The 16,091-nt window shown below is 39.7% G+C and carries 14 protein-coding genes; 5 read left to right on the top strand and 9 right to left on the bottom strand.

Annotated features, from left to right (window positions below):
- Positions 1-160: 160 nt before the first annotated feature.
- Positions 161-529, top strand: a complete 369-nt coding sequence (hxlR, locus tag ACNQGS_RS25435; RefSeq protein WP_491489763.1) for a transcriptional activator HxlR — start codon at positions 161-163, stop codon at positions 527-529.
- A 113-nt stretch (positions 530-642) separates the two neighbouring features.
- Here the strand turns inward: hxlR and ACNQGS_RS25430 are convergent, their stop codons facing one another.
- Positions 643-1,674: a glyceraldehyde-3-phosphate dehydrogenase gene (locus tag ACNQGS_RS25430; RefSeq protein ID WP_491489762.1), complete on the bottom strand. Its 1,032-nt coding sequence runs from the start codon at positions 1,672-1,674 to the stop codon at positions 643-645.
- Between the two features lie 40 nt (positions 1,675-1,714).
- Positions 1,715-3,175, bottom strand: a complete 1,461-nt coding sequence (zwf, locus tag ACNQGS_RS25425; protein ID WP_491489775.1) for a glucose-6-phosphate dehydrogenase — start codon at positions 3,173-3,175, stop codon at positions 1,715-1,717.
- 268 nt (positions 3,176-3,443) lie between these two features.
- On the opposite strand from zwf, the gene ACNQGS_RS25420 reads away from it, so the two are divergent.
- Positions 3,444-3,809, top strand: coding sequence for a winged helix-turn-helix transcriptional regulator (locus ACNQGS_RS25420; RefSeq protein WP_378588346.1), 366 nt, complete (start codon positions 3,444-3,446; stop codon positions 3,807-3,809).
- Between the two features lie 75 nt (positions 3,810-3,884).
- Here the strand turns inward: ACNQGS_RS25420 and rpe are convergent, their stop codons facing one another.
- The 7 genes from rpe to ACNQGS_RS25385 form a co-directional block, all read right to left on the bottom strand.
- Positions 3,885-4,556, bottom strand: coding sequence for a ribulose-phosphate 3-epimerase (gene rpe / locus ACNQGS_RS25415; RefSeq protein WP_378588343.1), 672 nt, complete (start codon positions 4,554-4,556; stop codon positions 3,885-3,887).
- Between the two features lie 22 nt (positions 4,557-4,578).
- A complete protein-coding gene (locus tag ACNQGS_RS25410; RefSeq protein ID WP_491489761.1) occupies positions 4,579-5,268 on the bottom strand; it encodes a fructose-6-phosphate aldolase in 690 nt (229 codons plus the stop codon).
- A gap of 47 nt (positions 5,269-5,315) precedes the next feature.
- Entirely contained in the window at positions 5,316-6,320 is a 1,005-nt protein-coding gene (locus tag ACNQGS_RS25405) for a Gfo/Idh/MocA family protein (RefSeq protein ID WP_491489760.1), read from the bottom strand.
- Positions 6,321-6,546: 226 nt separating this feature from the next.
- On the bottom strand, positions 6,547-8,115 hold the full coding sequence (locus tag ACNQGS_RS25400; RefSeq protein ID WP_491489759.1) for an IS200/IS605 family accessory protein TnpB-related protein: 1,569 nt from the start codon (positions 8,113-8,115) through the stop codon (positions 6,547-6,549).
- Positions 8,116-8,538: 423 nt separating this feature from the next.
- The gene (locus tag ACNQGS_RS25395) at positions 8,539-9,906 is read right to left on the bottom strand and encodes a dipeptidase (RefSeq protein WP_491489758.1); all 1,368 of its coding nucleotides are present in this window, start codon (positions 9,904-9,906) and stop codon (positions 8,539-8,541) included.
- A 103-nt stretch (positions 9,907-10,009) separates the two neighbouring features.
- A complete protein-coding gene (locus ACNQGS_RS25390) occupies positions 10,010-11,206 on the bottom strand; it encodes an MFS transporter (protein WP_491489757.1) in 1,197 nt (398 codons plus the stop codon).
- Positions 11,187-11,603: a MarR family winged helix-turn-helix transcriptional regulator gene (locus tag ACNQGS_RS25385; protein ID WP_491489756.1), complete on the bottom strand. Its 417-nt coding sequence runs from the start codon at positions 11,601-11,603 to the stop codon at positions 11,187-11,189. Before ACNQGS_RS25385 ends, ACNQGS_RS25390 begins: the two co-directional genes overlap by 20 nt.
- Positions 11,604-12,006: 403 nt before the next feature.
- Between ACNQGS_RS25385 and ACNQGS_RS25380 the strand changes: the two genes are divergently transcribed.
- From ACNQGS_RS25380 to ACNQGS_RS25370, 3 genes are read left to right on the top strand one after another with little or no spacing between them, the layout of a single operon-like run.
- Positions 12,007-13,575, top strand: a complete 1,569-nt coding sequence (locus ACNQGS_RS25380; protein ID WP_491489755.1) for a transporter substrate-binding domain-containing protein — start codon at positions 12,007-12,009, stop codon at positions 13,573-13,575.
- Positions 13,575-14,939 (top strand): sigma-54-dependent transcriptional regulator, encoded by a 1,365-nt coding sequence (locus ACNQGS_RS25375; RefSeq protein WP_491489754.1) that lies wholly within the window; start codon positions 13,575-13,577, stop codon positions 14,937-14,939. Before ACNQGS_RS25380 ends, ACNQGS_RS25375 begins: the two co-directional genes overlap by 1 nt.
- Positions 14,936-15,922, top strand: coding sequence for a TAXI family TRAP transporter solute-binding subunit (locus ACNQGS_RS25370; protein ID WP_491489753.1), 987 nt, complete (start codon positions 14,936-14,938; stop codon positions 15,920-15,922). The genes ACNQGS_RS25375 and ACNQGS_RS25370 overlap by 4 nt, the downstream gene beginning before the upstream one ends.
- Positions 15,923-16,091: the final 169 nt, after the last annotated feature.

The raw sequence follows: 16,091 nt of genomic DNA, 5'->3' as shown, positions 1-16,091 counted from the left end.
CCTTTTGATTGTTGTATTTTCCACAGTCAGAATACACGGTAAATTCTGAATCATCTGTACAAATATGATTATAAATAGTATAATACCTTTATGTAAGTACGCACTTTAAGTTCATATAGTATCAATTTATATACTAATAATGATTTTGGGAGGATTGATGATGGGCCATATTGATAGTAAGACCTTTAACTGTGAAAAAGAATTGACGCTGGAGATTATCGGCGGGAAATGGAAGATGCTGATTTTATGGTATCTTGGCAAAGAAGGAACAAAACGATTTAATCAACTAAAGTCTTTGATGCCGGGAATTACGCAAAGAATGCTTGTCAATCAATTGCGCGAATTAGAGGATGATCAGATCGTCCATCGTGAAGTTTATCCTGTAGTCCCTCCAAAAGTAGAATACTCACTGACCGAGCAGGGAAAGACTCTTTTACCTATTCTTGAATCAATGTATGAATGGGGAAAGAACTACATGGATACTGTATTGGTTGAAAAAAAGAAATTGATTGAGGCAGATCGATCTTAGTTTTAAAATGACTTACTCATTGGAAATCCCTGTCAACCTTTGACAGGGATTTTTAATTGACACGTCCAGCTCCAGGCCATACGCCGCTGACCAGGGCGCTTCCGCTTTTGTTTTTAATTTACCTTTACTCTTGCTGCTTTTTCCATTTTTTTGGCCACGAATTTCACAAGTTCAACTACCCTGCATGAATAACCCCATTCATTGTCATACCATGCCAGCACCTTAATTTTCCTATCACCAATTACCATCGTTGATAATCCATCGATAATGGCCGAATGAGAATTTGAATTAAAATCAATGGAGACAAGCGGTTCGGTTGTGTATTCCAAAATCCCGTTTAAATAGCTGTTCGCAGCATATAGAAAGGCAAGATTAACGTCATCAACAGTTACATCCGTTTTTAAATCAACAACTAAATCAACAAGTGAAACGTTGGGAGTTGGCACACGAAGTGCAAGGCCATGCAGTCTACCTTTTAAATGCGGCAATACAAGCGAAAGTGATTTTGCCGCACCGGTCGTTGTTGGAATGATACTCTGGCCGCAGGCACGGGCCCGCCGCAGGTCCTTGTGTGGATTATCAAGATTATTTTGATCGTTAGTGTAAGAATGGACCGTAGTGACTAAACCATTTTCAATCCCAAACTGGTCATCCAATACTTTTACAACAGGTGCAAGACAATTTGTTGTACATGAAGCATTGGAAATAATAAAATGCCTCTCAACATCCAACTGATCTTGGTTGACCCCCATCACGACCGTTATATCCTCATTCTTCCCAGGGGCGGTTAACACCACTTTCTTTGCCCCTGCCTCTAAGTGAAGCACTGCTTTTTCCCTGGAATTAAACTTCCCGGTTGCTTCGACAACGATGTCTATTTCATATTCCTTCCAAGGAAGGTATTTAGGATCGCGGCTATTTAATAACTGAATGGTGCGGCCGTTTACAATCAGGTGATTGTCGGCAGGAATCACGTCGCCATTAAATTTTCCATGAAGCGTATCATATTTGATTAAGTGGGCCAAGGTTTCAGCCGGATAGCTGGCATTGATTGCCACAACATCAAGTGTATCGTCCATAATCGCTTTGCGGAAAACCAGCCTGCCGATTCTGCCAAACCCATTGATGGCTACTCTTGCCTTCATTTCCTCATTCCTCCCATCCTGTCTTTCACTTGTTTTTTGCTTACCACCAATTAAATCCATCTTCCTCCAATAGTTGATCTGCTGCCCTTGGACCCATTGTTCCGGCTGAATAACCATGAAGCGGCAAAGCATTTTGCTCAAACGCTTCCAAAATAGGCTGCACCCATTTCCAAGACAGTTCTACCTCTTTCCACTGTACGAAGAACGTGGAATCACCATTTAGAGCATCAAATAACAAGAGTTCATAAGCCTCCGGGACATCCTTTTTATTTGCAGAAAAGGTTACCTTAATAGGCTCAATTTTGCTGTTATTTAACGGATTTTTGCTATTAAATTGCAGGGAAACACTTTCATTTGGACTGATTTCAATGATTAACAGATTAGGAGGTGTTTTCTCATTTTTCTCTTTATATAAATCTGTTAATGAATTTTTAAATTCAATGACTATTCTAGTAGACTTCTCCTTCATTCTTTTTCCTGTTCGGATATAGAATGGTACGCCGCCCCAAAAAGCATCATCAATCCAGAGACGAGCAGCAATAAAAGTATCGTTCATGGATGTTGGCTTAATTCCAGGTTCTGCCGTGTAGGACGGAACTGGTTCTCCATTGATCTCCCCAAGACTATATTGGCCGCGGACCAAGTTTTTTCCGACATCGTCCATATTTAATGGCCTCAAGTGTTCTAATACTTTAATCTTCTGCTTGCGAATCTCGTTTGCACTTATTTTTTCTGGCTGCTGCATGCCAGTCATCATCACTAATTGAAGCAGATGATTTTGGACCATATCACGAATGGCACCGGCCTGATCGTAATAACCCGCTCTTTCCTCAACCCCGACCGTTTCGCTTGCGGTAATTTGAATATTGGAAATATGTTTATTGCTCCATAACGCCTGCAGCATTGGGTTAGCAAACGCCAAGGCTTCGATATTTTGAACCATCGGCTTGCCGAGATAGTGATCGATAAGATAGATTTCATCTTCTTCAAAGGCTTCTCTTAATTTTGCATTTAATTCTTGCGCAGACTTCAAATCATGCCCAAATGGCTTTTCAATCACCAAACGCTTCCATCCCTTGCTTGACCCTAATCCGCTTTTTTTGATGTTCAGGGCAATCACATCAAAAAACTCCGGGGCAACGGATAAATAAAAGATGCGGTTTTCAGGAATACTCAACTCTTCCTCATATTTTTGAATGACGTTTAGTAATTGCTTATAACCTTCTTGCTCCGTAACATCTAAAGCTCGATAATGAAAAAAACGTAAAAATTCCTTTATCTTGTAAGCGTCTACATTATTGAAACGTTCAGAAAATGATTGCAGTGATTTTTCAACATGTTTTTGAAATGCTTCATCAGACCATTCTCTTCTGCCTAATCCAATGATGGTTAATGAATCGGGCATTTTTCTATCCAAAAATAAATTAAACAGCGAAGGAAATATTTTTCTCTTTGCCAAATCACCGGTTGCGCCAAACAAAACGAATGTCAACGAATCCAATTTCGATGGCTTCATACTGTTGAAATCACTGACGACCGATTTAAACTCCTTAGGAATCATTACACCATTCATGCTTTCCCCTCCTGATTTTTAGATTTCTAAAACCCTTTTATCAACAAATTTACCAGTAGTTTGTTATTGTTTCTTATGAAAATAGTATAATCTCAAAAAATTTTGTTTGTAAGTACGCACTTTTTTATTATATAGTATAGAAAAATACACTTAATTCCGATAATTCTGACTTTAGGAGAGCAAGGAGGAAGACAAAATGGGCCATTTATGTGAGAAAATCTTTAATTGTGAAAAAGAATTAACCTTATCCATTATTAGCGGAAAATGGAAGATGCTGATTATGTGGCATTTAGGGAAAGAGGGAACAAAACGGTTTGGTGAATTAAAGTCGATGATCCCGGGAATTACTCATCGGATGCTTGTAAGCCAATTAAGGGAACTTGAGGATGACCTGATCATTTCACGGGTAGTGTATCCGGTTGTTCCTCCGAAAGTGGAATATTCACTGACAGAACGCGGAAAAAGTCTTTTGCCAATTCTCGAGGCAATGCATGAATGGGGAAAACAATATATTGAAACCGCTTTACCAGAACAATCAAACAAAATCCTAAACTCTTTTTAATGAACAACAATAACATAAAAATAATCCCCATCTCTAATTTGAAGGATGGGGATTAGGCAATGTTTTATTAAATTGTTAAACCTTCTGAACTAGATTGGTAGTCGAATTCCTAATTTCTCTAATTGCCTTACTTCGATCAGATTGATTATATATGGCTGATCCAGCAACAAGGACATTCGCTCCTGCCTCAATGCAGAGTTTGGCTGTTTCCGCGTTTACTCCGCCATCTACTTCAATTTCAACATCCAAATTTTTCTCTTCTACCATTCTTGCAACCTGTCTAATTTTTGGCAGGACAGAATGTATGAAAGATTGCCCGCCAAAGCCTGGATTTACTGTCATCAGCAATACAAGGTCGATATCTTCTAGAATATGTTGAATTAAAGAGACTGGGGTGTGTGGATTTAATACTACTCCTGCCTTTATGCCTGCCGATTTAATTTGGTGAATGACACTATGCAAATGTGTGCATGCTTCAACATGAACTGTTATAATATCCGCACCTGCTTTTACAAACGCTCCAATGTATCTTTCGGGACTTTCTATCATTAAATGAACATCTAATGGTAATTTTGTAACTGGCCGGATTGCCTCTACAATTAGTGGGCCAATTGTTATATTTGGGACAAAATGACCATCCATAACATCAACATGAATATAATCGGCTCCGCCCTTTTCAACATCTTTTATTTCATCTCCAAGCCTTGCAAAGTTGGCTGAAAGAATGGAAGGTGCAATTTTGATCATCCAAAAATACCTCTACTTTCTATTAAACTCTTATTTTATTCGTATCTACAATACTCTTCTCACCATATTCTTTTTGCCAATCTTCAATAAATGCCTTAACATTTGCTTCCGTTGCACGATGTGAAAAACATAATCTTAAAATATCTGGAGGGATAGTAACACCGTGAGCCCCAACTAGACAAACATCATGCACTTGTTGAACATTTTTAAAGCTTGCAGCAAGTACTTTACTGTTAAAATGATGTTTTTCTATTATTTGTACGATCTCCTTAACAACATTAATAGCATTTCCTTCAAGTTTTTCTATACGATTAACATATGGTGTAATATACGCAGCACCTGCTTTTGCTGCAATATATCCTTGTAATGGCGTATATATGGTTGTGGCCATTGTTCTTACACCAGCTTCGCTTAATGCTTTGATTGCCTTGATTCCTTCTTTCGTCACAGGGACTTTAATCACTAATTTGTCGAGTATATTCTCACGGATATATTTTGCTTCTTTCACTATTTCTTCTGCATGATCAGCTAGTGTTTGAACAAATAACTCTCTATTGCATCCGATTACTTCTCTGATTTCCTCAAGTAATTGTAAGAAATTCTTTTTTTCTTTTACAATAATGCTGGGGTTTGTTGTAACCCCATCAATTGGATAATAGTCAACAAGTTCCCTGATATCATCTAGATTAGCTGAATCAATAATTAATTGCATACTGACAACTCCTTTATTAGTAGCATTCAAAAATTTCTTCCTGTACTTCAAATTGAGTTGGTTGACACCGCCAGATCGGCTGGATAGACAAGTCCAATTTGTTTCCGTGCCTCGTCCATAACTTCTAGTGTCATTAGCGAATTTTTAAAAGAATTGATGGAAGACTCTAATTGGTTACGCTTAATTAAATCAATAAATTCTTTAACCTCATAATACATTGAATGATCTTCTTGTAATTGAGTAATATCTTCAAAACTTCCATCCTGGTATCGAATTTGCACATTTGTCGGAGTTTCAATTTGGTCGATTATGATGCTTCCTAGTTCTCCCTGAATTTCTGATGGGATATAGGAAGTGGTTATTTTGGAGTGTACGACAACGGCTTCGCTCTCTTTATATTTACAAAGGATACTTCCTTCCCCATCTACTCCAGACTCAAGCAATAAACCATTGGCTTTTATTTGTAAGGGTTTTCCGAATAAAGCAACCATTGGATATATACAATAAACGCCAATATCCATTAGAGAGCCATTGGAGAAAATAGGATTAAATGCATTTAAAATGGTTCCTTCTTTATAAGCATCATAACGGGAGGAGTATTTACAAAAGCTTGCAATATACCGGCGGACTTTTCCAATTTTATGTAAGTTATTCTGAATACTTTTAAAATTGGGGAGACATGTTGTTTTTAAAGCTTCCATTAACAATACTTTATTATACTTTGCTGCGGTAATCATATTTTGTAATTCTGCTATATTCGATGCAATCGGCTTTTCACAAAGAACATGTTTACCATTGTTCATACATATAATGGCCTGTTCTGAATGAAAAGAATTAGGGCTAGCAATATAGACCGCGTCAATTTCCTTACTTCTTGCCATCTCTTCGATATCCGTAAAGATGGTCGTAACTCCATACTTTTCGGCAAACTTTATAGCAGTTTCCTCAGTTCGAGAATACACAGCGGTTAAGGAAAAACCCTCTACCAAACTAGCTGCTTTAATAAATTTCTCGGTAATCTGATTTGTTCCAATAATTCCAAAACGTATCATTGACTGCCTGGTTACTAAAATCTAATGATTTCTAACATTCGCCCTTCGAACCAAGAAAAGAAGGACATTCCGTGACGATTCTCACGTCATTCCATCAGGAGGGGAATCGAACCCCTATCATGGACCTATAGTCCAAGACTGCCTGCGGTGCTCTGTTAGAGCCGGCTTTTGCAACAGACCATTCCTTCCATTGGTGAGACTGCCGCAAAGATTTTAGCCCCCAGGATTACACCTCCTTCAATTGTAATTCCTGGTTCTTTATGAATAACGTTTTGTGGATGACATTCCATAGTTTCCAATCATGATTTTCTTTGAAATGATCAATATTATGGAGTAACATACCGATATTTTTCCGTTTTGTTTTCCCCGACTTTGATTTTTCCCTAGATTCTTCCATTGACCCAAGAATATTTATCAAATGGGATTTTACTAAAGACCGGAGTTGCTTGATTAACTCTTTTGGGATTTTCTCTTCAAAATCTAAGCCTCTTCTGCCAATCACAAAAGAGGCAGCCTCATGGACAGATAAACCGAACTTTTTAGCATACTTAAATCGGCCAATAACAGAAGTGTAGGCCGGGTTCACTTTTTTTATTTTAAAGCCGTATTTCAAGCCTCTTGCAATAATAGCCTTTTGTAATTTATTTTTGGCAAATGAATGAACAAGACGATTAAAACGTTTGTCTGTATCGTGATCCTGCTTTAGTTTGATGTCTTCTAAAACGATTGCACCAACATTCCATTGCAGGAGATATTCAATCACATTAACGGCTATTTCCCCCGCGATATTACTTCTTCGATTACTTTTGACATACTCCATTTCATGACAGTAAAAAGTTTTGCTTTCGAGTAAGTTTCCTTGTTTGGTCAGAATGGAAACAGCAATTCTATCAATATTTACATCAATTCCAGCCACAAGATCAGATGTTATTTCTTCATTCCATTTCAATTCTGAACCATAAGTATTGGTATCATAGGTGAGATGAACATAATAATTTTCGCCTTTACGTTTCACTTCTATCGAATATACGTTATATTCTTCGATTGGCTTTCCTTTTGGAGTTTGGCCAATAATGGCTGGCATCACAACATTTGTAATTTCATTCAAATATTTGTCTGGGATATGCAGCTTGAAACGTAATCTTGGACTATTTTCCCCTTTTTCCCTCAAAAGTGGATAGGCGATTTCTACATAGAATTGTTCATCCATTTCATCAAATACGATTCTTGTGTTTAAATTGCCTTTTTTCGATTTGTCTCCGCGCGAATACAGAGTATTCGATCGAAGTTCTTTCCATTTTTCTTTTGTAATTTTGTTTTTTAAACGGTCAAAAAAGTTCTTCTTCCTTCCAAAGATCACGGTTGGAATCGTTCCATTTGCTTTAAATTGGAGGTAGGTTTCCTCTTTTTTCTTCCATTTTTCCAAACGGGATTGGAGTCCTGCTAAACATATTTCTAATGGAACTTTCTTCGGTTTCTTCTTGCCAATTGTATAATCTTCCATTTTTTGTATTGTCTTTTGAATTTTTGCTTGTACGCCTTCAATTCTTGCAGGTAATAGTTCTTTTTGGCTTTTAATTATTGCTTGGGCCTGCATAACAGCATCTTCCGCATACCGTTTATTCAGGTGGAATTTCTCTTGAATTTTTTTGATCAAATCTCCTGAATTTTCTCCTTCTAATAAACGATTAAAGGAATAGCGAAAGGAGGAACAAAACACTTGCATAAGACGATTTAGCAACTGTAATTCAGCCTTACCAGGATCTTTAAGTAAACAAATTTTTGTTGATTTCATAAACCATTCCCCTCCAATAGAACAAGTGTTCTAATTTTATTATAATGGTTATTTTTACCTATTTCAACAAAAATGCATGCTTACTTTTTACTTTTAGATTTAATAAGTTTTCATATCATTTTATATGGAATTTTAAATCTGTTATTACCTCCTTGTATCCACAATTTCCAGCCAGAATATTCCGATATTTAATCAGTAATGTCACCGTTACCTAGTATACTTATTATAAATTGGATAATATCACGATGTAAGTACGCACTTTAATAACAAATAGTGTTTAAGGGTATACTATGGGGTTGGTTCATGGGGACGGTTCTCATGCACCAAATTTGTGTCTAAAAAAATAGTGCCTGCCACGTCCCAAATCATGTCAAAGAAATAGACAAAATTCGAGAGGTGACAGGCACTTATTCTATATGTGAATTACTTTTTAACCAGTTCCAAAAACGAACAAATCGTCAAAATGCCTTTATCAAAGTTCTCCAGATTAAAATGCTCATTTGGCGCATGAAGATTTTCATCCGGCAGTCCGAAGCCCATTAAGACAACAGGAACATTTAGGGCTTGGTTGAAATCCGATACAATTGGAATCGAGCCGCCTTCTCTTTTGTAAACAGGCGCCTTTCCATATACTTTTTCATACGCTTCAGCCGCTTTTTGAATCATCGGGCTGTCGATTGGCGTTAAGAATGGATTACCTGTATCCTGTAGAGTCACTTCTAAGGTGCAACCTTTTGGTGCATGCTCTTCCAAATGATTTTTGATTAAGCCCTGAATCTTTTCAGGGTTTTGATTGTGGACGAGACGGCAGGTGATTTTGGCATGTGCCTCGTTCGGGATGACTGTTTTAGTCCCTTCCCCCTGGAATCCGCCCCATAAGCCGTTTATTTCCAGGGTTGGCCGGGAACTGATTTTCTCTGGGTATGGGTAATTGTTTTCCCCTCCCGTTAATTCCGTTAACCCTAACGATTTTTTCAGCTTTTCTTGATCAAAGCCCAACGCTTTAATTTGTTCCTTTTCAAACTCTGTTAGTTCCTCGACATCATCATAGAAATGGTCAACATTTACTTTACCATTTTCATCATGAAGGGTTGAAAGCAGCTGCACCAATAAATGGTTGGCGTTCTGAACGCCCCCGCCGAACATGCCTGAATGCAAATCAGAATTAGCTGTTTTCAGGGTAAATTCAAGTGCACATAAACCTCTTAAAGAATAGGTGATTGCCGGAACTCCTCTGTCCCACATATCAGAATCGGAAATTACGACTACATCACAGGCTAGTTTCTCTTTATTTTCGGATAGATATTGTGGCAGATGAGGACTTCCGATTTCCTCTTCTCCTTCGATGCAGAATTTTACGTTCACCGGCAATTTTTCATTTAACGCTAGCAAGGTTTCCACTGCTTTGATATGTAAGAATGTCTGTCCTTTGTCGTCTGTTGCCCCTCTGGCATAAATCTTTTCATCGCGGATGGTTGGTTCAAACGGAGGGGTTTCCCATAAATGAACTGGGTCAACAGGCTGTACGTCATAATGCCCGTATACTAATACAGTCGGGGCATTTTCCTGATGAAGCCAGTCAGCATAAATAATCGGATGCCCTTTTGTCTGGACGATTTGCACATGTTCCATGCCAATGCCTTCTAATTTATGGGCAATCCATGTAGCTGCTTTTTGGATGTCCTCTTTATGCTCAGATAGGGAACTAACGCTGGGAATCCGGAGCAATTCTTTTAATTCCTCAACATTTTCATTATGATGACTGGATAAAAACTCGGATAATTGACTCATGTTCTCACCTTTTCTATTTTATTTTCTCTTCTTATTTTACCGAAAACTGGAGAAAACAAGCAAATTGAGGCATGAGAACCGTCCCCATGCCTCAACCTATGCCTTACAGTCTAACTTCCGCAAGGGTTTCTTTTCTTTTTCCGTGCATGATGTAGTAGAGTACCGTGCAGGCTAGGGCTATAATGGCCATGATGAGATATAGGTTACGGTAGCCGGTTAACGGGATGATGAAGCCAATCACATATGGACCGAATCCTAGGCCTGCATCTAGTGCGATAAAGTACGTAGATGTAGCCAATCCCATCCGCTCAAGCGGTGTGACTTTCACGGCAATGGCCTGTGAACAAGATTGGATATTTCCGAATCCGAATCCAATCAGGACAGCGGAAAGCAAGAAGATGATGCCGTTGCTAGCTGTGCTTAATAAGAATAATCCTGCTGCAAAAAGAAGAAACGTAGGATACATCACATAGTTGGCGCCTTTCACATCCATTAATCGTCCCGTGATTGGGCGTGATACCAGGATCGCTACAGCATAGACGATAAAGAAGAAGCTCGCCACGCTTACTAAATTAATTTCAATCGCATAGAAATTAATAAAAGATAGAACGCTTGCGTAACAAATGCCGGCAATCAGTGTGACCAAGGCAATTGGCAGCGCTTTTGGCTCAATATAGTTGGAAAGCTTGAATCCTCCCTTAACCGCCGCTTTTCTGGCAGATGCTTTGACTTCCGGCACTTTCATAAACAAGGCAATGATGAAACTGATGAGGCCTAAAGCCAAACAGAAACTAAAAATGGCTGAATAGCTTGTATGCTGACTCATGTATAACCCTATGAATGGGCCGATGGCAGTGGCCATGGTGGTACTCATACTGTAATAGCCAATCCCTTCGCCTTTGCGTGCGTTCGGGATAATCTGGGCAACAATCGTTCCTGTTGCGGTACTGGCTACCCCTAAAGCTAAACCATGTACAAAGCGGGTAAATAGTAAAAAGGTAACTCCTGAATCGATGTAATATAATAAGGATGTCAAAATAAAAAAGATGAGACCAAAAAGCATCGTTTTCCTATTTCCAACGGATTCGATGATGCGGCCAATCACGAGACGGCCAATCAAGGTTCCGATAATGAAAATTCCCGTCACCAGCCCCGCTTGGCTTTCACTAGCATGATAATGATTGACAGCGTAAACCGCGATGGTCACCAATAATAAATAAAAAATTAAGTATAAGAAAAAGTTTGCAGCCGAAATAATGATAAAATCCTTCGTCCACAATTTAGGTCTCGCTTGTTCCAACTTCTCCATCTCCCGATTGAATTATATTTTTTCGGATCTCATCCATTACACGGATGGCCGTTTTCAGATCCTCTTCTGAAATCCCCCTTAAAATTTCTTCTTCATAGGCATCAACGGTCTCGCGAACGTCTTGGTATAACTTTTTGCCTGCCTCAGTTAATTGCATCCGCTTTTCCCGCTTATCCTTTCCACGAACCTGCTCGACGTACCCCAATTCTTCTAATTGACCGACAGTTCTGGTAATCGTCGGTTTCTCGACGCCCTGGTAATTGGAAAGTTCAACAAGGGTGGCAGGATTGATATTTTCCAAATAATAAATGATTGTCCATTGCGCTCGGTGCAGATCATGCTTCCTGAGCTCAGTATTGAGCCTTTTTTCAAAAGGACGATACAGCATTAATAGTTTATGGAAAAATTTCCGTGAATAATTAATGTAAATCACCGCCTAAAAATAGTTACCGATGGTAACTGTTATCGAAAGTAACTATATTACCTTAGCAGGATTTAATAATCATGTCAATATTGTGAACACAAAAAGTGCCTGTCATGCACTCCATAATGTCGAAAAATGGTGGCGTTGACAGGCACTTATTCTAAACTGGGTTCTATCAGGGAGTTAACAGATTTTACTTATCTCTTGTTCAGTACAGGTACGAAACGAGGCAGAACCGTCCCTTTACATCTTCCCAAATCTAACGCAGACTCTGTTTGATTAAGCTTAAGAGTGATACAATAAATAAAATAATTGGGTTATTATACCCCCACTGATCGAAGTTTCGTTTATATGGGGAGGGCTTTTTTTGCGATATTTAGGTTTACTATTTTTTCTAACACTCCTGCTATTCACTGCCTTCCCACAATTGACGGCAGCGCAGGATCCGCATGTGATTCGAGTCGGATTTGATAAAAGTTTACCGCCCCTTTCCTATTTGGATCAAGATGGCGAAGCTGTCGGGTTTGACATTGAACTGATCCGGAAAGTGGTAGAACACCAAGGATATCAACTCCAATTTATTCCGCTTGAGCTGGATGATGCGATTCAAATGCTAAAGGCTGGTCAGCTTGACGTGATGGCAGGACTAAAATACACCAGTACCCGTAACTCTTTTATTGACTTCAGCGATTCCTATCTAACGATGTCGGACGCTGTCGTGATTCCCTCCAGCACTCGAGATATTTCCGGTATCAATGATTTGAAAGGAAAAGTGGCAGCACTTCAGCGGGAAGATGCTGTCATTACACAACTCGAAGGTATTAGAGGGAGTCAAATACTAGAAGCCTTTAACCAGCCTGATGCGCTTGACATGCTTTTTTTAGGAAGAGCAGATGTATTCTTGGGGAACCGGTGGACGGCTGAATACGTTCTCCAAAATGCTGACAAACAAAAACACTACCGAATTCGGACGGGACTGATCCCGCCAGCGGATTATGCTTTTGCCGTACGCAAAGGCAATTATAAACTATTAAATGTATTGAATAAGGGTTTAGCAGAAACCCATCATAACGGTACTTACGAACGCTTATATTCCCAGTATCTTGAACCATATAGCGGTTTAGCCATTGGCTGGTGGCGAAATCTGGTCTATGGGCTGCTCATCGTGATGGGAATCATTTTTATCATTCTGATAGGGAGCTTTATTTGGAATAAACGATTAAAACAAGAAGTTAATAGACAAACAGAAGCATTAATAGCACAGGAAAAGATGCGGGCTTTAGGTCAGCTCGTCGCTGGTATCGCTCATGAACTCCGCAATCCACTTACTGCGATTAAGACTTTTGTTGAGCTGCTTCCTAGAAAAATAGACGATCCGCGGTTTCGAACCGAACTCGTCCGCCATGTCCCGGAAGAAGTAGCAAGGATGAACCGAATTATTGAGGATTTACTAGATTATTCGCGGGAAAAACCGATGCACCGCAAATGGGAAAATCTGCAAGAATTGGTTCAATCGGTCACGGATCTTTTTATGAAACAAATCCGAAGTGAAGGGATCATGATAGAAATTGATATTCCCCCAACCTTGGAAGTGTTTATGGATCGGGGCCGAATTAAACAGGTACTAATCAATTTAATCCTTAATGCTATCGAGGCAATGGCAGACGCGAGGGAAAAACGATTGACTTTTCATGTTTCAACCGAGGGGTCCATGCAAATTCTGAGGATTGCTGATTCGGGGAAAGGGATTAAGGAAGAGGATGCTCTACATCTATTTCAGCCTTTTTATACCACTAAGAATCAAGGAATTGGATTAGGCCTGTACATTAGCCAAAAGATTATGAAGGAGCATGGAGGACGGATTGAAGTGAAAAGCGCCAAAAACACCGGAACAACTTTCAGCCTATTTTTTGCTAATGAAGGAGATGCTTCATAATGAATATTTTAATCATTGATGATGAACAGGCTATTTGCTCCTCCCTTTCGTTCGCTCTTGAGGATGAATATACAGTTTGGACAGCATCTAATGCGGAGAACAGCCAAAGATTGCTGGAAAGCGAAGCGATTGATGGCGTTTTGCTCGACCTTAATTTAGGCAGGTCGAGCGGAATGGATCTTCTTCGGCTCATCAAGGAAAAGTGGCCGGATACGGTTGTAATTATGATGACCGCCTATGGCACAATCGATTCCACCGTTGAAGCCATTAAAGAAGGCGCCTATCATTATCTAACAAAGCCCCTAAATATCGAAGAAGTTAAATTAATGTTAAAGAAGGCCCTTACTTTTCAGCAGCTGCACCAGCAAGTTCAAGTATTGGGCGAAGCGGTACGCCAGCGGGAATCCTATGCGGGTTTAATCGGTAAGAGTGAATGTATGCAGAAGGTATTCCAATTAATTGAGAAGGTGAAGGATATTCCCTCCAATATTTTGATTACGGGGGAAAGCGGAACCGGCAAAGAATTAGTGGCCCGTGCGATTCATTTTCAAGGCATACGCCAACAAAACGCGTTTTCTGTCATTAATTGTGCAGCCATTCCAGAATCATTGCTTGAAAGCGAACTGTTTGGGCACGAAAAAGGCGCGTTTACAGGTGCTTATCAGCGCAAACAAGGCCTTTTTGAACAATCCGATGGCGGTACCATCTTCCTAGATGAAATCGGCGAAATGCCTCTTGCCCTTCAAGCGAAGATTTTGCGGGTGATTCAGGAAAAGGTGGTCACTCCACTCGGTTCTCAAGCGGCAAAGGAAGTGGACGTAAGAATTATATCCGCGACAAATCGAAATCTGCTAGAAGAAGTGGCAAAAGGGAACTTCCGCGAGGATCTCTACTATCGCTTGAACGTGATTCCAATCCACGTTCCTCCATTAAGGGAGCGCAAGGAAGACGTTCCGCTTCTCATCGACCATTTTTTAGCTTTCTATTCTGCTAATCTGAATATCCGCACGAAATCGTGCAGCCTTGATGCAAAAAAGATGCTTTACCACTACTCCTATCCTGGTAACGTTCGGGAACTTTCCAATATAGTAGAATATACTGTTGCCCTATCGGATAACGAGGTGATCCAGCTTTCAGATCTCCCTGAAGCCGTTTATCGTAAAGATATTCCTTCTAAAGAATCTCCTGATGAGAATGGTCTATTCCTTCCGGAGGGCCTTTCGCTTGTGGAAGTAAATAGAGAATATATCCTTTATACTTTGGAAAAAAATCAGGGTCACCGCATGAACACGGCTAAACAATTAGCCATCAGCGAGCGGGGATTACGAGAAAAATTGAAGCAATATTTGAGGGAATCGGAATGAGAAGGTTCTTTTTAATGGTGGGGATTGCCCTGTTCACACTAGAGGCTTTTACACTTGGATGTACGAAGCAGCCAGAAAAAATATCTCATCATCCAGCAAACGAACAAAACTATTTAACGATTGCAACCGGCGCGGTTTCTGGTCCCTATTTCACCATTGGGGAGGCATTAGCGAAAGTGTATAAAACGAAACTCGGCTACAATACTGCCGTCCGGTCCACAGACGGATCAGTCGAGAATGTGAGCCTATTGGAGAATCATAAGGCGGACCTGGCTTTTGTCATGTCCGATACAGCCGCCTTCGAGCTGGACCGCTATGTAAAATCTAGGGATGAAAGATCCAAGCAGCCTCCATTTAAAGCAGTAGGTGGACTTTATTTTAACTATGTTCAAATTGTTACACTGCAAGATGAAAACATTCAGTCCGTTTACGATTTAAAAGGAAAGCGAGTCGGTGTAGGTGCCCCGAATAGCGGGGTTGAGCGAAATGCGCGAATGATTTTGCAGGAACATAGCATTACCTATCAGGATATACAGCCTGAATACCTTTCCTATGCTGAAGCAATGGAACAATTAAAAAACAAAAAAATAGATGCTGCCTTTGTTACTTCCGGCCTTCCCAATAACGCAGTCTTGGAGCTGCAGAAATTGAAGGAAGTTGCAATTGTTCCCATTCAAGCTAACATTATCGATCATTTAACGAAACAGTATCCATTCTTTGAGAAGGCAGAACTGCCGGCCGGTGTCTACAAAAATAACCAACCCATTCCGACAGTCGCCATTCGTAACATACTTCTGGTTCGATCCGATCTAACAGATGATCAAGTCTATAAAATGACCAAGACATTCTTTGAAAACTTGAATACAGTGCAACAAGCGCATCAAGCTGCAAATAATATTAATCGAGATGGAGCAGGAAAAGGTCTGGTTGTGCCCCTCCATCCGGGAGCAATGAAATATTTTAAAGACTCCGGAATTCAGTAGGTACTTATTTATGCAGAGGAAAAAAAATCCGTTTTGGTTCAATCTATCCGGCAAAAAATTCCGTTTTAATCGGAATTTTTTGCCGGTTATTTTTTTGGAAAGAAAAATGTTAATTATTAATTTTCTTTATATTCCGTTATAAATAAAGGTTTTGTTACCACTGAAACAA

Source organism: Neobacillus sp. PVCKKU3, from assembly GCF_058323225.1.
The sequence above is the reverse complement of the archived record's forward strand: the minus strand, read 5'-3'. Positions and strand labels throughout refer to the sequence as shown.

Coding starts and splice junctions, on each gene's coding strand:
- ACNQGS_RS25400 (WP_491489759.1), bottom strand. CDS start 8,115: ATGAAATCAACAAAAATTTGTTTACTTAAAGATCCTGGTAAGGCTGAA.
- ACNQGS_RS25410 (WP_491489761.1), bottom strand. CDS start 5,268: ATGCAATTAATTATTGATTCAGCTAATCTAGATGATATCAGGGAACTT.
- ACNQGS_RS25395 (WP_491489758.1), bottom strand. CDS start 9,906: ATGAGTCAATTATCCGAGTTTTTATCCAGTCATCATAATGAAAATGTT.
- ACNQGS_RS25370 (WP_491489753.1), top strand. CDS start 14,936: ATGAGAAGGTTCTTTTTAATGGTGGGGATTGCCCTGTTCACACTAGAG.
- ACNQGS_RS25385 (WP_491489756.1), bottom strand. CDS start 11,603: ATGCTGTATCGTCCTTTTGAAAAAAGGCTCAATACTGAGCTCAGGAAG.
- hxlR (WP_491489763.1), top strand. CDS start 161: ATGGGCCATATTGATAGTAAGACCTTTAACTGTGAAAAAGAATTGACG.
- rpe (WP_378588343.1), bottom strand. CDS start 4,556: ATGATCAAAATTGCACCTTCCATTCTTTCAGCCAACTTTGCAAGGCTT.
- ACNQGS_RS25405 (WP_491489760.1), bottom strand. CDS start 6,320: ATGATACGTTTTGGAATTATTGGAACAAATCAGATTACCGAGAAATTT.
- ACNQGS_RS25375 (WP_491489754.1), top strand. CDS start 13,575: ATGAATATTTTAATCATTGATGATGAACAGGCTATTTGCTCCTCCCTT.
- ACNQGS_RS25430 (WP_491489762.1), bottom strand. CDS start 1,674: ATGAAGGCAAGAGTAGCCATCAATGGGTTTGGCAGAATCGGCAGGCTG.
- ACNQGS_RS25420 (WP_378588346.1), top strand. CDS start 3,444: ATGGGCCATTTATGTGAGAAAATCTTTAATTGTGAAAAAGAATTAACC.